We start from the raw sequence: 17,236 nt of genomic DNA, 5'->3' as shown, positions 1-17,236 counted from the left end.
ATCAATCTTCAACCAAGTTGTTGAAGGCAAAATCGAATGACTTTTCGCCGACTACCTTGTTTGACGTTGCACCCAAAAACTCTTTCAGTGTCTCCACCTCATCCTGCCGGCGCTTGTATGTGATAGTGGTAAGCGGCGGCCCCTTTTTCTTGGGCGCCTTGTAGGAAAAGACGGCACGTTCCGTGAGCGTGTCGATTGGTGTCAGCTGAGCCTTCGCAACCGAAGTTGTCAGTTCACGATCCCCTTCTTCATAGTCATTCTCAGCATCGAGGTCGTTCAAGAAATCAATAACCGGCCTCATCGAGGTGATCATGCGCTCAAGGAGCTTGAAATAAGCGGCGTGTTCATAGTCCAAGTCTGTTTTAGTCGTATTCCATGGCAGAACGCTCGCGTCCTTGCAGTCCAAGAAAACGTAACCCCTGAACCTAGAAAATTGCCCGTGGTACTTTGGCGCTTTCGTGCCATCCGCAGTGGTCTCACTCCAGCCCGTCCGAGAGCCTTGATCGGCATTCAAGATGCAGCGGCCATTGCAGAACACGTACCAGCCCGCGTCAGCTTTCTTTGAACCACCTATTCCAGCATATAATCTTGTTTTGAGCGGGTGGCTCCCGCCGATGCTGTCAGAGAACTCCTGATAGAATGGCTCGATCCCTTCACCAGACTTAAGTTGCCATTCACTCGTTATGAGCGCCTCACCCTTGACCGAAATGACCAATCCGTTTCTCATGAAGTGCTGTTGGGTTGTTGCAAGTTCAGATTTTAAGCGCCGAAAGAACAGATCACTATCGAAACTGGTTTTCACACCATCGTGTAGCCGCCGAACCGAAATTGAGGTACCCGTTTCTGACACCGGTATTTCTTTGACCTCAAGGTTTGAGACTCTGAAATCCCAATCCTTAGCCTTGATCCATTTGTCGACATTCACCTCAATATCGAATTTCTCAGATGGTGATGAGGATGCGACCTCAAACTCTCTTCCCATTTTGAAGAGCGCTCGCTTCATGCCGACACCGAATTGTCCAACGGAGAAGTCGGTCTCTTCAAAACCCTCCGCACGGCCGAATTTAAAGGCATACTTCCTAGCAGTTTCTAAGGGTATCCCGCCACAATTGTCGGAAATCTGAAAGCCTTCGCTTGAAAGATCGATATCTACTGAAAGACCATGATAGTCCCCATCCGGCCGTAGTCGTTTCGCACCATCTATTGAGTTATCAACCAAGTCCAAAATTGCTTTGTCCAGTTGAATATCTTTGACAATGATCTGAACAAAAAATGACTTGGTCGGTGAAGCATCAACCGAAAGTGGATCGTCCTGCGCTGGCTCTATCGTAGTCAAAGAAACCCCCTCATCCAAATTCGTGTGCTTAGGCGTAATCTTTTATTTGGCGATACACAACTGATAGAATTTCTTTTGAAATAATTGGACTTACACTGTTACCGATCTGTCTAAAGCTATGCCATTTGGTGGGATGGAATAGATGACGATCTGGGAACCCTTGTAGTCTTGCCGCCTCTCTTACCGTAATTACTCGATCTTCAACTGGGTGTATGGGACGAACCGACTGAAACGAGCCCTTGTCGGAGCCAGTGCCAGCCCTCAAGGTTGGGCAGAGTCCATCTAGTCTCAAACGGTGGTGCTTCCCAATGGGATCAGACTTCCCCGGCCTTACCTCGGAGAAACGTTTGACGACCTTGGATGTATGCTTGGTTGGATGATTACCAGTAAAAGTAAGGTCTGGAGACGCTAGCTTGCGAGCGTAGGCCGAAAGCTCTTCACTAGAAGTCATTTGATTTTGGTCGAAAACACCTTCCTTTGAAGCCAAAGGTCTTGAAGAACTCAGACCGGAAAGCGCATCGCCGACGGTCACTGCCATTTGTCCATTGGGCTGGAACATCTCGGTTGTGATCTTGGCGCATCGATCTGGCAAAAAACCGATAACAAACGCACGGCGTCTCTTTGTAGGCGCACCAAAGTCGGCTGCATTCAGCACCATCGGTTCTAAGACCGTGTAGCCAGCACTCTTCGCGCAACGCTGCGCTTTACTGAGAACAGTGCGTGCTTGACCAAGAAGCAGACCCTCCACGTTCTCCATGACAAAGGCTTTCGGGCGAATTTCCGTAACCAGTCTGAAGAAGTGACCCAATAGGTCGCGGCGAGGATCAGATTCTGATCTGTGGCCGATCATGCTAAAGCCCTGACAAGGTGGCCCTCCAAAAATCAGATCAATTTCTTCGCCAAACTCATCAATGACCTCCCGACCTTTGAGATCGGCGACATCCCACAAAACCAATTTGGTGTCAGGGAAATTAGCTCGATGCGAAAATGTCAGATGCTCGTCGACGTCGTATGCACCCACGACGTTAAAGCCCGCATTTGCAGCGCCAAGCGAGAAGCCGCCCGTACCACAAAAGAAGTCTATAGCCTTGAGTTTGATGTGCAGCTCCTTTCGTACCGCACTAACAAAGTCGGGCCGGTGTGTCGATCGCTATATTTCCTCGGCGTGATAGCTAGCATACTGACGAGGATAAAGCGCAGAATTTGCTACGAACGATGCTACAGAGTATGAAGTAAATACTTATATTTATCAGGTATTTAAAGAATGATTCTGCTTACGTGAAGCGGCACAGATGCCGTAAGCATTGATGCGAACCGGTCATAAACGCGGTTTTCGTGAAGTAATCTTAACCTTCTCATAGCGAAGTGCACGAAACTCTCGATGAAGCTCTTCAATCTCAATCGAACCGACGTAGCGTGCGTCTAGGTCTTCGAGCTGGTGGCCAAGAACAATATCTGCGTAAAATTTGTTGCCCGTGGTGAGTAGGAGTTTCTTGAAAGCACCCCGGAAAGAATAGAACCGGAGCTGACTCCGGCTCTCGCCTTGCCTTTTGGGGAATAGCTTGTCCCGTACATTCCGGTGAAATTCCTTGATGAAAGCACTGTTGCTCCATCTCAAGTCATCGGATGACGCGGTGTATGCTTTCCAGTCAGGAAATACACGAGTTTCCCCTCTCGATTTCAATCGAGCACAATACTCCCTGAATCCCAAATCCAACAGGATATCGAGGATGGGCACTTGCCTTGCGTTGTCTTGACCCGGCTTACCCTTGATTTTGCGATGTTCGTTATCTCTCAAATGCAAATGCGGAACTGGCTCGAAACTAACATCTGAAAGCCGAAGTCCGCCAAGCTCAGCGTCGCGAGCCCCCGTGTAGAGCGCCACGACAGGAACCCAAAACCTCGAGTCTTGCAACAAGTATGAGCCCTGCTCATTGATTCGGCTGGTAGACACGCACCCTGCGAACCGCGGTAACTTGAAAAGCGCAACCAACTCACCCTCAAAGAACCGTCGGTAATTCACGACGGTCTCTGCAGAATTCACTTTTGTGTATGCATCAAGATCAATGCCATCAGCAGGGTTTGGACCAACCCTCCAATCACGGTCGATACCAAAACCAATTACGGACGATACTGCGCTCTTGTAGCTCTGAAGCGTTTGCTTGGAGATTGGACGATCAAGTCCCCCCACTTTTCTGCTCCCCACGTGCTCGACAAAATCTCTAACATGGCTTCGTTCAATTGCCTCAATGGGTATGTCTCCGACAAGCGAAAGAAACTCGTCATGTGCCTTCTTGCGCTTCTGCAAGGTCTTAGGCGGGAAAAATTTGTGGTTGTTCTGAGCCATTGCCACCTCAGAGAATAGCTTGCTCGCTTTTCCATCGATCTTTTTGCTCAGGCTTTCGGCAATCAGCGGTGAGGCAGACGGCGTTGGCTTGGTCCTTCCTTCTAACATCTCGCTGACAGCCCTTTTGCCCTCTAGCCGCCCTTCCCTTACTGCTGACAATACCGCGCCATGCACCGCAGAACCAACCGTCACATCAAGCCCAAAGCGTTCAATGTACTGTTTGGCTATCTCGATTTCCCTCTCAGTCGCACGCTGCGACCCGGCATCCTTTAGCTTCTGCAGCTTTGCATTCTCATCGGCCTCATTTTCGAAACGCCATTCCAGATATTCGTTCGCATCATCGCTATTCTTTGCAGTCAGGATAATGCGGCCGAATTCTCCGACCATGTCTTCCCGGATTGAGTGGGCAATCTGACCGAGATCATAAGAAGTAGGAACACGAAGAGCAGCACTTGAACTCTCGGTGATCGCCGTACGACAAAGTGCAACAGAGACTAGCTGTTCAAAACGTCGGTTCAGCACCGATGCAGCAGCAAAAGCTTCAGTCTGATCTTTGGTTCTTAGCGAGCGTCTAAATGAGTCCACTCCATCAAAGAAGCGATTGAAGGCAACAGCGTCCCGCTTCACCGCAGCAGGTACTCGCCTGACATACCAATACACGCCATTGCGCATCGACACATACGGTATGCCATTCTTGCTCATTCACCATCCTTGTATCACATAACTGTATCACAGTTGAATTTAATTAAGATATTGTCTATAAGTATTTTTCAAGGATACAAGAGTGTAACTTGCGTTTGGTAACCCCTCCCGTAGGGGTCACCACCTCCTTACAGAACCAGAGTTTTAAACGCCGATTTTCGGCGCAAACCGTACTGTGCCCTTCCCACGCTAGTCGCTTGGGGTTACAGGCGAAATCGCGATGGGCAGCCAACACTCTATCCCTCCAGTGAGCGCGCTTTTGGCGCTGGTCACGTTTGTAGCTTTGTTGCTGCTGGGCGTGGACCTGATCGTTGCCTGCGCGGCTTTGCTTTTGTGGCTCGGGTCTTTGGTGCTCGCCACCTCAAGCGCGCCCGATCCGCCGAACACGAAGACCGAGGCGCCGATTACCCAGGATGCGATGCGCAATCTGATCGAGAACTCGTCAACGCCGCTGCTTGTTACAGAAGACAACACAATCGCCATCGCCAATCGCACCGCGCGCAAAATGCTGGGCCAGCATATTGTCGGGCAGGACGCGCGCATGGCCTTTCGCCAGCCAAAGGCGATCTCGCTGCTGTCAAAGGGGCGCAATGGACGCGCGGTCGTGCGCGGACTCGTGCAGCGGCGCGACATCTGGCAGATCAACCGTCAGGCGATCGACGAAAAACTTGCAGTGATCGAGCTCATCAACAAAACCGCCGAGGCGGACATTAGCCGGGCGCACACCGACTTTGTCGCCAATGCCAGTCACGAACTGCGTACGCCGCTGGCAGGCATCATTGGCTATGCCGAAACGCTCAGCGACGGCAAAGAGACGCTCGATTCGCCGATCCCACAAAAGTTTCTCGGCACTATCCAGCGCGAGGCCAATCGCATGCAAGCGCTGGTGTCCGACTTGATGTCGCTATCGCGGATTGAGGCCGAAAAGCACGATAAGCCTAGCGAACTGATGGAGCTTGCGCCGATAGTAGCCCGCGCGGCGCGCGACGCGGCAGGCGCTGAACGTCTCGAGCGGCTACAACTCGGCAAATTTGAGACCGTGCATATTCGCGGTGATATGCAGCAATTGGAGCAATTGGTGCGCAACCTCGTTGATAATGCGATGAAATATGGCGCAGAGGATGGACCAGTTGCCGTCGACCTTATTCGTTCTAAGGACATGCAGCAGGCCCGGCTGACCGTCACCAACACAGGTGAAGGCATTCCGCCCGAACATTTGCCGCACCTAACCCGCCGCTTTTACCGCACCGATCCAGGACGCAGCCGAGCCTCCGGCGGAACCGGATTGGGCCTCGCGATTGTAAAACATATTGTGGAGCGTCATCGCGGCAGGCTCGAAATTGAGAGCGAATTGGGTCAAGGCACTCAGGTGATCGTGCGAATCCCGCTCGAAACACAAGAAAATGATCAACCGCAGCAGGGCACAAAAGACAGCGATATCAAAGGGGGCGCAGCAGACCAGTCCAGCCCCCTCAATTAGTTGTCATGAATTTGTCTTATTTCTTCAACATCGCGGGCGCAGGCACTCAAATTGGTGCTGATCCTGTAGCGATTCTCAGGGGTAAACAGGGCTAACACATGTCGCCGATTACGCTTATCCTGATTGCTATTGGTCTTGGCCTTGCCGGATGGCTGGCGGGCCGTGCGAAGGCATGGAGCTTCCAAAAGTCTGACGCCAATGTGCGCCTGGTTGCGCGCCCAACCTATCACGCTTGGTATGTTGCCGTTTGGGTTGTCCTGCCTGTGCTGGCATTTGTCGCGCTGTGGTCGTTCCTAGCCCCGCAATTGGTAATGCAAACCGTGCTGGCATCGCCTGGTGCGGAAGGCCTCCCTTCCTTCGGTTTCCAACGCGATTCGATCCTGTCAGAGGCCCGCGCCGTTGCTACGGGCAGCGCGCAAGGCGTGTTCAATTCTGATGCGGAGGCCCTGATCGAGCCATTCCGCGAGGCGATCTCGCATTACAATCTGATCGGGCTGGTCGTGACAGTGATGATCGCCTTTGCTGGCGGCGCTTTTGCATTCCTGCGGGTGAAACCAGATTTCCGCGCCCGGACCCGGGTTGAGCGCACGGTGATGATCGTGCTGCTGCTCGCCTCGCTGGTCGCGATCCTGACCACATTCGGCATTTTTGCGAGCCTCGTGTTCGAGACGGTGCGTTTCTTCGGCATGGTCTCGCCCATCGACTTCCTATTCGGCTCGTTCTGGGGCCCAGACCCGATGAGCAATCCTGAGGCCGCTGATGGTACGCGCTACGGTGCGATACCGCTGTTCTGGGGCACGATCTTTATAGGCGCGATCATCGCGATGATTGTCGCGATCCCGCTGGGCCTGATGAGCGCGATTTACCTGACCCAATATGCCAACCCGAAACTGCGCGCTTGGGTAAAGCCAGCGCTTGAAATTCTCGCCGGCGTCCCGACGGTCGTCTATGGCTATTTCGCCGCGCTTACAGTCGCCCCGGCGATCCGCGACATGGCGGTCGCGGTCGGCATTTCCGGCGCTTCAACTGAAAGCGCGCTGGCCGCCGGCGTCGTGATGGGCGTGATGATCATCCCGTTCGTTTCGTCCATGGCCGATGATTCCATAGCCGCCGTGCCCAGCGCCATGCGCGATGGCAGCCTCGCAATGGGTGCAACCCAATCAGAGACCATCCGCCGGGTTCTGTTTCCCGCCGCCCTACCCGGCATTGTCGCGGGCGTGATGCTGGCCGTCAGCCGCGCGATTGGTGAGACAATGATTGTGGTGATGGCCGCCTCAACCGCAGCCAACTTGACGGTCAATCCGCTCGAGCGAATGACCACCGTTACCGTTCAGATCGTCAAGATGCTGACCGGCGAAGGCAGCTTTGATCACCCGGCCACCCTCAGTGCCTTCGCGCTAGGCTTTGTCCTCTTCATGGTCACACTGGCGCTCAACTTTATCGCTCTTCGCGTCGTCAAACGCTTCCGAGAGGCCTATGACTGACACCGCCAATCCAGAACTGGTGCATCCAACGCGCACGCCGGAATTCGCCAAGCGGATCGAGCAGCGATATCGCTCCGAGCGGCGTTTCCGCGCGCTCGGGCTCAGCGCAATCGTCTTCTCCGTCGCCGTGCTGATCTTCCTACTCGGCAATATGCTGATGAACGGGATCGGCGGGTTTCAACGCGCAGAGCTGGCCGTGCCGATTGATTTCGCCGAGGCAGGTCTGACGGGCGATGCGCAATCGCTCAGCTCTCCGGGTGCACTTCAATCGCTCGAAACGCAGGGCCTGCGCGCGGTGGTCGAGTTCTATGCTGAGCGCGAGCTTGGCGAGGCTGGCGCAGCAGAAGTTAGCGATGAGGCCTGGCGCGATGTTGCCAGCGATCTGATCAGTAACCCTTCACTGATCCGCGGTTCTCACACTTTCGACCTACCCGCCTCCTCTGACCTTGCCTCTGGCCTGTCGGGTGAAGGCTCTGCTGAAATGCAGGCGCTCGCCCAGCAGCCGGTCAGCGATGGCAAGCTGTCCAAGAATTGGGACGCCGGGTTCATGACCCGCAGCGACGCGACCAGCCCGCAGCAGGTGGGCATTTGGGGCGCGCTAAAGGGCTCGATCCTGACGATGACGATCACGCTGCTGCTGGCGTTTCCCATCGGTGTGCTCGCCGCTCTATACCTAGAGGAATATGCACCGAAGAACCGTTGGACGGACATTATCGAGGTTTCAATCAACAACCTCGCGGCCGTGCCCTCAATCATCTTCGGCTTGCTCGGGCTTGCAGTGTTCCTCACCTTATTCCCGAACCTGCGATCCGCGCCGCTAATAGGCGGCATGACCTTGGCGCTGATGACCATGCCAGTGATCGTTATTTCGGGCCGCAATGCAATTAAGGCGGTCCCGCCGTCGATCCGTGACGGTGCGCTCGCTGTCGGTGCCTCCCCTGTCCAGGTGGTGTTCCATCACGTGCTGCCTCTGGCCCTGCCGGGCATGCTAACCGGTACGATCATCGGCATGGCACGCGCTTTGGGTGAAACAGCGCCGCTGCTGATGATTGGCATGCGCGCCTTTGTGGCGACGCCGCCCGATGGCTTCACCTCTCCAGCAACCGTCTTGCCGGTGCAAATCTTCCTCTGGTCCGATGAAATCGACCGCGGCTTTGTCGAACGGACAAGTGCGGCTATCATTGTGCTTCTGCTGTTCCTCCTGTTGATGAACGGCCTCGCCATTTACCTCCGCAACAAATTCGAGAAGACCTGGTGACTGTCATTCACGAGAAATTGGTAGACACGAACGCAAAGATGCGCGCGCGTGATGTGTCGGTCTATTATGGCGACAAGAAAGCCATTGATGAGGTGTCGATCGACATTTCACCCGACTATGTCACGGCCTTCATCGGGCCGTCTGGTTGCGGCAAATCGACCTTTCTGCGCTGCTTCAACCGCATGAATGATACCATTCCGGTTGCGCGCGTTACCGGCACAATTGAGCTGGAAGACGAAGACATTCATGGCAATGCGATGGACGTGGTTCGGCTGCGCGCGCGCGTCGGCATGGTGTTCCAGAAACCAAATCCGTTTCCAAAGTCGATTTACGAAAACATCGCGTATGGCCCGAAGATTCACGGGTTGGCGGAAAAGAAGCCCGACATTGACGAGGTCGTCGAAAAGTCCCTCACCCGCGCTGGCTTGTGGGACGAGGTAAAGGACCGCCTCGACGAATCGGGCACCGCGCTTTCCGGCGGTCAGCAGCAGCGCCTGTGCATCGCGCGCGCTATTGCGGTTGATCCAGAGGTCATCCTGATGGACGAGCCGTGCTCTGCTCTGGACCCGATCGCGACCGCCAAAATCGAAGAATTGATCGACGAACTATCCGGTCGCTATGCGATCGTGATCGTCACTCACTCCATGCAACAGGCCGCGCGCGTTTCTCAGCGCACCGCCTTTTTCCACCTGGGCAAAATGGTCGAATACGGGCCGACTTCCGATATTTTCACCAACCCGATAGAAAAGCGCACTCAAGACTACATCACGGGACGGTACGGTTAAATGGCAGAACATACAGTCAAAGCCTTTGACGAGGACATCACCCGGCTTCGCGGTCTGATCGCCGAGATGGGCGGTCTTGCGGAAGTTGCCATTCAGGGCGCGCTCGATGCTCTGGTGCGCGGCGACCAAGAGCTCGCCAAGAAAGTCGTCAAGAACGACAAGAAGATCGATGCGCTCGAAGCCGAAGTCGACAAGCTCTCAGTGCGGATCATTGCCCTGCGCGCGCCGATGGCGGATGATTTGCGCGAAGTGATTGCCGCACTGAAAATTGCAGGCGTAGTTGAACGCATTGGCGACTATTCGAAAAACATTGCCAAGCGCGTGGGCGAGATTGACGGCAAAGACCAGTTTGAACCGCTTACCCTGCTGCCCGCCATGGGTGAAGTGGCGAGCGAAATGGTGCACGATGTGCTGACGGCTTACGCTGCGCGCGACCCAGATCTGGCCCGCGAAGTGATCGCTACTGACGCTAAGGTCGATGCCTTTTACAATAGCATTTTCCGCAATCTTGTGAGTCACATGGTGGAGAACCCTGCGACCATTTCCAGCGCCGCCCAGCTGCTCTTTGTCGCCCGCAATCTGGAGCGGATCGGGGATCACGCGACCAATGTTGCTGAGATGGTGCATTACGCCGCGACTGGCGAGTATCCGCCGGACGACGACCAGTAGGCTCAAGCTGACATTACTTTCACAAATGACGCGAAGTTGTAGTGAAAGTGACAGATAAAACGCTCTTTAGCATCCTTGGGAACGGGAGGGTTCTCAGACATGTCCGCTACTAAACTGCTATTGGTCGAAGACGATCCGGCTCTGTCGGAGCTGCTCGAATATCGTTTTCAGAACGAAGGCTATGACGTCCGCTCAACCAGCGATGGCGACGAGGCATTAATGCTGGCGAGCGAGGATGTTCCTGATCTCGTGATCCTCGACTGGATGATCGAAGGCACCAGTGGGATTGAGGTTTGCCGCAGGCTGCGCCGCGACAAGCAGACCGCGCATGTCCCAATCATCATGCTGACCGCCCGAGAGGCGGAGGACGACCGCGTTCGCGGCCTCGATACCGGCGCAGACGATTATTTGACCAAGCCGTTCAGCCCGCGCGAATTGCTCGCCCGGGTCGCTGCGGTGATGCGCCGCATCCGCCCTGCCTTGGCCGGCGAGACTGTCGAGGTCGGCGATATTTTGCTCGATCCGGTGGCGCATAAGGTGATGCGTGGCGGCAAGTCGCTGCAACTTGGCCCAACCGAATACCGCTTGCTAAAGTTCTTTATGGAAAGCCCAGGCCGGGTGTTCAGCCGCGGCCAATTGCTCGACGGCGTTTGGGGCACGGGTTCAGACATTGAGCTGCGCACGGTTGATGTGCACATTCGCCGATTGCGCAAAGCCATCGAGGTTGAAGGCGCGAAAGATCCGATTCGCACGGTCCGCTCCGCCGGCTATGCGATGGAAGCGGTCTAGCGGCACACGCCCGACCAACGCGAGGCCTGGTCAAAGTGGAAATGGTCTGCATGGGCAGCGTTGTAATCTGGCGATAGAACGGTCGCGAAGACTCCGCATGCGCCATCGCGGACCACGCGCAGGAAACGTCCTTCATCGCTGTCTTCTGGCCAATCGCGAAGGACGCTGATTGTTCGGCCATCCGTCAGAGTAAATCCCGCAATATCAATCGCATTGGCGGTTGCATGTTCGCTCCAGGCGTTTGAACTACCGCCGCGCATCCGCCGGCAATTGAATGCTCCCAAATGCTCGATTGCGGCAATCTCGCTGCCTAAAATCTCGAGCGCAGCAGGCTCTACACTGCGCGCGCGCCACATCTCCAAGCCGGTGGCCACGGGGCAAGTGACTGCCGGCGTATCGGGAGCAAGCGGAAAAGCGCTCAGCTGTGTGCGATCAGGCCTTGCACAAGCCCCTCACCCGTCGCCGCCAGCGCATCAAAGACGACCGCGCTCCGCTCCAGCACAGCGCGGCATTGCGGCACATCGTCTTTCAGCGCCGCCAACTTACCCGCCGTTGCCCAGCCAATCGGATGGCCCAGATCAAGCGGCGCGGTGGGATCATGCTCTGGATGCGCTTTCAGCCAACTCCAACCAGCGAACAATACGGTCGCGATGATCGCGAACAAAATGAAACGCCGTTCCTTGCGGAATTGTCCGATCCGGCGACTGATTTTGGTGAGTTTGCGCTTGCGAGGCATATCAAGGCCTTAGTGGAAGCCGCGTGACTTCGGCAATATCCGATGGCCTCGCAGATGGCCCGTAACGTTTGGAGTTTGCTCAAGCGGCCTAAGAACGCACATTCAAGCGAGCTTGGACCTTCGCCAAGTCAGCGGCAAACAATGCCGCCTGCTCTGCGTGCGCTTCGCCATCCAAGCGCAGCAAATAGGCCGGATGCGCGGTGACCCACAGCTCCGCCTTATCCTCGAGCATGATAGGAGCCCCGCGCGCGGCTTTCAGGCTCACCGTCTTGCCCAGCAATCCGCGTGCCGCCGATGCGCCCAAGGCCAGTATGATGCGCGGTTTTACGATTGCCCGTTCGCTCTCCAGCCACCAGCGGCAGGTGTCGATTTCTTTGGCTGTCGGGGTCTGGTGAATGCGCCGCTTGCCTCGCTGGATGAACTTGAAATGCTTCACGGCATTGGTAACGTAGGCTGCGCTGCGATCAATCCCGGCCTTCGCCAAAGCTGCATCCAGCAATTGGCCCGCTGGCCCCACAAACGGTCTGCCCGCCAGATCCTCCTGATCGCCCGGCTGCTCGCCAACGATCATCAGCGGCGCGCGATGTGCGCCCTCGCCCATAACCGCGCGCGTTCCGCAATCGGCGATCGGGCAATCGCGGCAATTGCGGGCCGCCTCAGCCAGCTCAGCCAGGCTATCCGGGCGTTCGCGCGCCTCGCGCGTTCCGGCCGCCACCATGTTAGCCTCGCGCGCCTGCGCCCCAGCGATCAGATCGGGAATGAGCGCGGCCTCCGGCATGTTCTTCCAGTATTTCTTGGGCATTTCAGACAGCATCGCGCCGACTTTCAGCCGCGCCGGATTGAAGATCGATGCGTAATACGACTTCCACAGCTCCTCCACCGGATCGCCATCCGGCGCATCGCTGCGCTGCGCGGGGCCGCTTTCCCGCATGCTCTTACCATCCCAGTGGAGGCACCCGCGCGGGGTCAGGATCGACCAATTCATGTTGGCAAAGCGCCGCATGAAAAAGCCCGCATTTGCGCGCACAATATGATGATCAGGCTCAAACCAGGCGACATAATGCTCGTCACCCGCGGCATCCTCAACCTGTCGAAACCGGACGAAGGCGTGCATTTTATGACTGTCACGCCGCACCGACTTATCGAGCTCTTCCACCCGGCGCACATCGAGGTCGGTTTTGTCCTCCATCATGCGCGGATTGCTCTGAAGCCGCCACAGCAACCGGTAAAGCAGCGCGAAGCGTTCTGGATCGGAATGCAGCGCCGCATTGCTCGCTAGGCTGAGGAATCGCTTGCTAGCCCGTGCAGGCCGGGAATCTCGATCTGGCACGGGCAGACGCTTAGCCAGTCCGGACGCGCCGCTTCCCGCAAACAGATCGCCCGTCCCGCCCGGCTCGATCCAAGACACTCTGTCTGGCGGCACTTCGCATTGGACCAGTGCGCGCGCCTGATCCCGCCAAAACGCAAAATCATCCGGCGCTGGCAATTGCACGGCGTAATGCGCGATCATGGACGGCGCCCATGTTGAGAGAGCCTGCCCGCTCATGATGCAAACAGCTCCAGCTGTTCCTGCTTAGGCGCGAGCAGACTGCGCAAATCCGCGCGGTCGGTCAGTGTCGTTGGGCGCCAATCAAGCGCGGTGATAAAGGGGCGCACCTTGGCGATCGACTGAGTCAGCCGCGCCACATCATCAAGCCTCAGGGTCCGGTGCCGCCGCGCAGCAATGATGCGCCGCACCGCTGTCGGCCCCAGGCCTGGGACGCGCAGCAGCATTTCCTTGCCCGCGCGGTTCACATCCACCGGGAATGTCCCGCGAAATTTGAGTGCCCAGGCAAGCTTAGGATCAATATCGAGCGGCAGATTGCCATCCGCATCCGTCGCCTCACACACCTCGCCCGGCGCATAACCATAGAACCGCATCAGCCAATCAGATTGATACAGCCGATGCTCGCGCAGCAAGGGCGGGCGTTGCAGCGGCAAAACCGCACTAGCATCCGGAATAGGCGAAAAGGCGCTGTAATAGACCCGGCGCAGACCAAAGGAATCGTAAAGCCGGCTCGCCTTGCCAACGATATCCGCATCAGACGCCCGGTCCGCACCGACGATCATCTGGGTCGATTGGCCCGCCGGGGCAAAGCGCGGTGCGTGGCGAAAGCGTTTGCGCGCATCCTTCGCCTCGATGATGTCGTCCTTCGTCTTCGCAATCGCGCCTTCGATCTGCCCTTCGTCTTTGTCGGGTGCGAGGCGGGTTAGGCCACTGGTCGTTGGCAATTCGACATTGATGGAGACCCGGTCAGCATACAGACCTGCCTGGCGCACCAGCTCCGGATCCGCCTCGGGAATGGTCTTTAGGTGAATGTAGCCGCGAAAATCATATTCCTCGCGCAGAATGCGGGCGGCCTCAACCATCTGCTCCATCGTGAAATTGGAGCTTTTGATGATGCCCGATGAGAGGAACAGCCCCTCGATATAATTGCGCCGGTAAAAATTGAGCGTCAGGTCCGCAACCTCTTGCGGGGTGAAGCGCGCACGCCGAACATTTGAGCTCTTACGATTGATGCAGTAGTGGCAATCGAAAATGCAGTGATTGGTCAGCAATATTTTGAGCAATGAAATGCACCGGCCATCTGGCGCATAGGCGTGGCAAATACCCATCCCCTCGGTCGATCCGATCCCTTTGCCGCCCAGCGAGTTCTTTTTCGCCGTCCCTGAAGACGCGCAAGAGGCATCATATTTCGCCGCATCAGCGAGAATCTCGAGTTTTTCTAAGAGCGATTTTTGAGCCATCGGAACACCCCTTTTGTTCCTTATATGTTCTATTTCAACTCAGTAATAGTGCGCAATTTGCAACCGAAATTTGAACACGTAGCGATCCCTCGCCGAGGGTCGATATCCGCCGCTCAAAAAAGAAATCAGACAAAAACGCTCTGATACGGGAACCACCTCTTTCGTAGTGAGTATTTTGCACAAGTCCGGGCCCCTCTGGCGAGCAATCGTGCTCGTGATGTCGGACGGTAACAGGCGGCCATGACCGCACATCTATGACGGGGGTGCCACGCTCCCCCGCAAGGGAGTATGAAATGAAGAAGTTTGTTTGTGTTTCTGTACTCGGAGCGAGCGCTCTGACACTGGCAGCTTGCGGCGAGACTGCGACTGCTTCGGCCGAGGATTCGAACAGCAATCCAATCACTGCAGCAGAAGTAGAAGCCGCTCAGCAAGCATGGGGCGAAGGCATCGTCGCCATCGGCGCGACCTTCACCGAAGAAGGCGATTTCCGCGCACGCGCTGAAGAGCACATCAACACCCACTATGCTTACGGCGATGACGCAACGATCCTGTTCAAGCCGACTTTGGCCGCTGAAGATCAGTTCCGCGAGAGCTTTGATGAAGCGCTCAGCTATTTCGTAGGTACCGAAGGCACGGAAGATGGCGGTTTCGCAATCGCTCCCTACACCGCAGTGCGCTGGGAAAATAACGGCACCGTAATCGACGAAGATGGCGACATGGCGGTTGCCATGGGCAATTACTTCTTCACCGGCACCGATGGAAACGAGACCAAGGTTGAGTATTCATTCGCCTATGAGAAAGACGAAAATGGCGAGCTGAAGATCGTTCTTCACCACAGCTCACTGCCTTTCAATCCGAGCTAATTACTCAAAATTGACACGCTTAATGGGGTCGGTGCCTGACGGCATCGGCCCTTTTTGCGTTCAGCGGTGGTGAAATTGGAAGCGCGCGCTTACTTTTTGCTTGGATCGAAATCGCTCAGGCTTACGCCGTTCTGCTTGCACAGGTGATCAATAATTGCTGCGTGCATCTGGCCTTCAAAGGCAACACCCGCGAACTCGCCCTCAACCCAGGCGATTGTTCCCATTGGCGCGTTGATACCATCAACTTTCATCACCACTCGGTCGCCAACGCTAGCAAAGCCAGACTTAGCTTTGATCTTGCAGCCACCTTCGGAGATATCGATCAAATCAACAAATACCACGCGCGAACGAACGCGGCTTTTGACCATCAGGCTAAGCGGCTTTCTGTCGGCCGTACGAGGGATGCTGTGCATGTTCATGCTGCCGACATAGCTAAAAACGGTAAACGAATAATAACCGTGCCATTGCAGAAGAGCAGCCGATCAGGCCGCCCTCCCCTGAAATCACCAACGTCTAACCAAACAGGCCGAACGCCAAAATGATAGTCAGCACAATCGGGCACACAAAGCGCACGAGAAGGCGCCAGATCTGGTGGAGCAACCCGTCCAGCCCGTTCTCATCATCGATCAGCCGCGCATCCGCGATCCAGCCAACAAAGATACAGGTCAGGATTGCGCCGATTGGCATGAACAGCTTCGCCGTGACCCCGTCCAGCGCATCAAAGAAATTCGCATCAGCGAAGATCGGGATGAACGCCAATGGCCGGAAATCCGCCATCTCATTGAACGACAATGCCGATAGGATACCCAGAACCGCTGCGCCCACACCCACAATTGCGGTCGCAACCAGACGCGGCAATTTGAATTTCTCAAGCGTGTAAGCGGTCGGCGCCTCTAGCAGCGACACCGAGCTGGTGAGCGCCGCAAAGAAGATCATGATGAAGAACAATAGGCCGATCAGTGAACCAAATGGCATCTGCTGAAACGCAACCGGCAGTGATGCGAACATCAGGCCCGGCCCGGCGCTGGCGGAAAGGCCGGCAGCGAACACAATCGGGAAGATCGCCAGACCAGCGAGCAAAGCAACCGCCGTATCTGCGCCCGCGATAATCCCTGAGGTTTTGCCAAGGTTCGTCTCGCGGCTGGCATAGGCGCCGTAAGTCATCATCCCGGCCACACCGAGCGACAATGAGAAGAACGCCTGACCCACCGCCGCCAGCATAACTTCTCCGGTCAATTTGGAGAAATCGAAAGTAAACAGGTAGCTCACCGCTTGGCTAAACTCGCCAGTGAATGCGCCGTAGATCGTGATCGCCAGGAACAGCACGAAGAACAGCGGCATCAGGTACACCGCCACCCACTCGATTCCGCTGGAAATACCGCGCGCCACGAAAAACAAGGTCAGCGCCAGAAAGCCAAGGTTGAGACCAACCATCAGGCCGCCATTGCCGAACAATCCGGGCAGCAGCCCTTCGATATCGCTCGCAGCGCGCCCTTCAAAAGCGCCCCCAGCAAGGCCGGTTTGCACCAGATCGCTCGCAAAGACGCCGATATAATACAGCACCCATCCGCCCACGACGCAGTAGAAACTGAGGATAAGGAAGGCGGCAAAAACGCCCATCGAGCCAATAATGCCCCAGCCTTTTGAAGCGCCGGAATCCGCCGCAACACGGCGCACGCTTTCCGGCGCAGAAGCCTGACCATGACGGCCAACCAGCACTTCAGACAGCAAAACAGGTAGACCAATCAGCAACACACAGAAAATGTAGAACAGAACAAAGGCTCCGCCGCCATTCTCGCCCGCCTCAGCGGGGAAGCGCCACATGTTTCCGAGGCCAACGGCCGACCCCACTGCGGCCAGAATAAAGGCTGTGCGCGAAGACCAACCCTCACGCGCGCTCGAACCGGAAGAAGCAACCATTTATGTATTACCCTCTCACGCGCCGATCCGGCGCAAATTGTTAGGCGCAAGTCATGCAAGAAAATTGCGGCGGCGTAAAC

Annotated in this window: 16 protein-coding genes; 7 read left to right on the top strand and 9 right to left on the bottom strand. The window is 56.0% G+C overall.

The window, feature by feature from the left end:
- Position 1 precedes the first annotated feature (1 nt).
- The 3 genes from AC0V6M_RS10965 to AC0V6M_RS10955 form a co-directional block, all read right to left on the bottom strand.
- Positions 2–1,354: an ATP-binding protein gene (locus AC0V6M_RS10965; RefSeq protein ID WP_486138829.1), complete on the bottom strand. Its 1,353-nt coding sequence runs from the start codon at positions 1,352–1,354 to the stop codon at positions 2–4.
- A 10-nt stretch (positions 1,355–1,364) separates the two neighbouring features.
- Positions 1,365–2,420, bottom strand: a complete 1,056-nt coding sequence (locus AC0V6M_RS10960) for a DNA cytosine methyltransferase (RefSeq protein WP_486139621.1) — start codon at positions 2,418–2,420, stop codon at positions 1,365–1,367.
- A 234-nt stretch (positions 2,421–2,654) separates the two neighbouring features.
- Positions 2,655–4,385: a DUF6538 domain-containing protein gene (locus tag AC0V6M_RS10955; protein ID WP_486138828.1), complete on the bottom strand. Its 1,731-nt coding sequence runs from the start codon at positions 4,383–4,385 to the stop codon at positions 2,655–2,657.
- Positions 4,386–4,605: 220 nt separating this feature from the next.
- Here AC0V6M_RS10955 and AC0V6M_RS10950 point away from each other — a divergent pair, with 220 nt between their 5' ends.
- The 6 genes from AC0V6M_RS10950 to phoB all read left to right on the top strand — a co-directional run bounded on the left by AC0V6M_RS10950 (position 4,606) and on the right by phoB (position 10,850).
- A complete protein-coding gene (locus AC0V6M_RS10950; RefSeq protein ID WP_486138827.1) occupies positions 4,606–5,865 on the top strand; it encodes an ATP-binding protein in 1,260 nt (419 codons plus the stop codon).
- Between the two features lie 98 nt (positions 5,866–5,963).
- Positions 5,964–7,349 (top strand): phosphate ABC transporter permease subunit PstC, encoded by a 1,386-nt coding sequence (gene pstC, locus AC0V6M_RS10945; RefSeq protein WP_486138826.1) that lies wholly within the window; start codon positions 5,964–5,966, stop codon positions 7,347–7,349.
- Positions 7,342–8,607 (top strand): phosphate ABC transporter permease PstA, encoded by a 1,266-nt coding sequence (pstA, locus tag AC0V6M_RS10940; protein ID WP_486138825.1) that lies wholly within the window; start codon positions 7,342–7,344, stop codon positions 8,605–8,607. The genes pstC and pstA overlap by 8 nt, the downstream gene beginning before the upstream one ends.
- Positions 8,608–8,645: 38 nt before the next feature.
- Positions 8,646–9,392 carry a phosphate ABC transporter ATP-binding protein PstB gene (gene pstB / locus AC0V6M_RS10935; RefSeq protein ID WP_486139619.1) on the top strand — a complete coding sequence of 249 codons (747 nt, stop codon included), beginning with the start codon at positions 8,646–8,648 and terminating at the stop codon, positions 9,390–9,392.
- Positions 9,393–10,061, top strand: coding sequence for a phosphate signaling complex protein PhoU (gene phoU / locus AC0V6M_RS10930; protein ID WP_486138824.1), 669 nt, complete (start codon positions 9,393–9,395; stop codon positions 10,059–10,061). It begins immediately after the preceding gene.
- Positions 10,062–10,160: 99 nt separating this feature from the next.
- The gene (gene phoB / locus AC0V6M_RS10925; RefSeq protein ID WP_486138823.1) at positions 10,161–10,850 is read left to right on the top strand and encodes a phosphate regulon transcriptional regulator PhoB; all 690 of its coding nucleotides are present in this window, start codon (positions 10,161–10,163) and stop codon (positions 10,848–10,850) included.
- Here the strand turns inward: phoB and AC0V6M_RS10920 are convergent.
- The 4 genes from AC0V6M_RS10920 to AC0V6M_RS10905 all read right to left on the bottom strand — a co-directional run bounded on the left by AC0V6M_RS10920 (position 10,847) and on the right by AC0V6M_RS10905 (position 14,373).
- Positions 10,847–11,224, bottom strand: a complete 378-nt coding sequence (locus tag AC0V6M_RS10920) for an extensin-like domain-containing protein (RefSeq protein WP_486138822.1) — start codon at positions 11,222–11,224, stop codon at positions 10,847–10,849. The two genes, phoB and AC0V6M_RS10920, sit on opposite strands and share 4 nt — an antisense overlap.
- Before the next feature lie 44 nt (positions 11,225–11,268).
- Positions 11,269–11,586 carry a hypothetical protein gene (locus AC0V6M_RS10915; RefSeq protein ID WP_486138821.1) on the bottom strand — a complete coding sequence of 106 codons (318 nt, stop codon included), beginning with the start codon at positions 11,584–11,586 and terminating at the stop codon, positions 11,269–11,271.
- Between the two features lie 88 nt (positions 11,587–11,674).
- On the bottom strand, positions 11,675–13,096 hold the full coding sequence (locus tag AC0V6M_RS10910; protein ID WP_486138820.1) for a UdgX family uracil-DNA binding protein: 1,422 nt from the start codon (positions 13,094–13,096) through the stop codon (positions 11,675–11,677).
- A 32-nt stretch (positions 13,097–13,128) separates the two neighbouring features.
- On the bottom strand, positions 13,129–14,373 hold the full coding sequence (locus AC0V6M_RS10905; RefSeq protein WP_486138819.1) for a putative DNA modification/repair radical SAM protein: 1,245 nt from the start codon (positions 14,371–14,373) through the stop codon (positions 13,129–13,131).
- Positions 14,374–14,666: 293 nt separating this feature from the next.
- On the opposite strand from AC0V6M_RS10905, the gene AC0V6M_RS10900 reads away from it, so the two are divergent.
- Positions 14,667–15,236 (top strand): phosphoribosyl-AMP cyclohydrolase, encoded by a 570-nt coding sequence (locus AC0V6M_RS10900; protein WP_486138818.1) that lies wholly within the window; start codon positions 14,667–14,669, stop codon positions 15,234–15,236.
- Positions 15,237–15,325: 89 nt separating this feature from the next.
- Here AC0V6M_RS10900 and AC0V6M_RS10895 read toward each other — a convergent pair whose 3' ends face one another.
- Both AC0V6M_RS10895 and AC0V6M_RS10890 read right to left on the bottom strand, forming a co-directional pair.
- Positions 15,326–15,649: a PilZ domain-containing protein gene (locus tag AC0V6M_RS10895; RefSeq protein ID WP_486138817.1), complete on the bottom strand. Its 324-nt coding sequence runs from the start codon at positions 15,647–15,649 to the stop codon at positions 15,326–15,328.
- Between the two features lie 100 nt (positions 15,650–15,749).
- Entirely contained in the window at positions 15,750–17,156 is a 1,407-nt protein-coding gene (locus AC0V6M_RS10890) for a sodium-dependent transporter (protein ID WP_486138816.1), read from the bottom strand.
- Positions 17,157–17,236 lie beyond the last annotated feature (80 nt).

The organism is Erythrobacter sp. JB3-1 (genome assembly GCF_057364995.1).
This window is presented reverse-complemented; position numbering and strand designations above follow the sequence as displayed.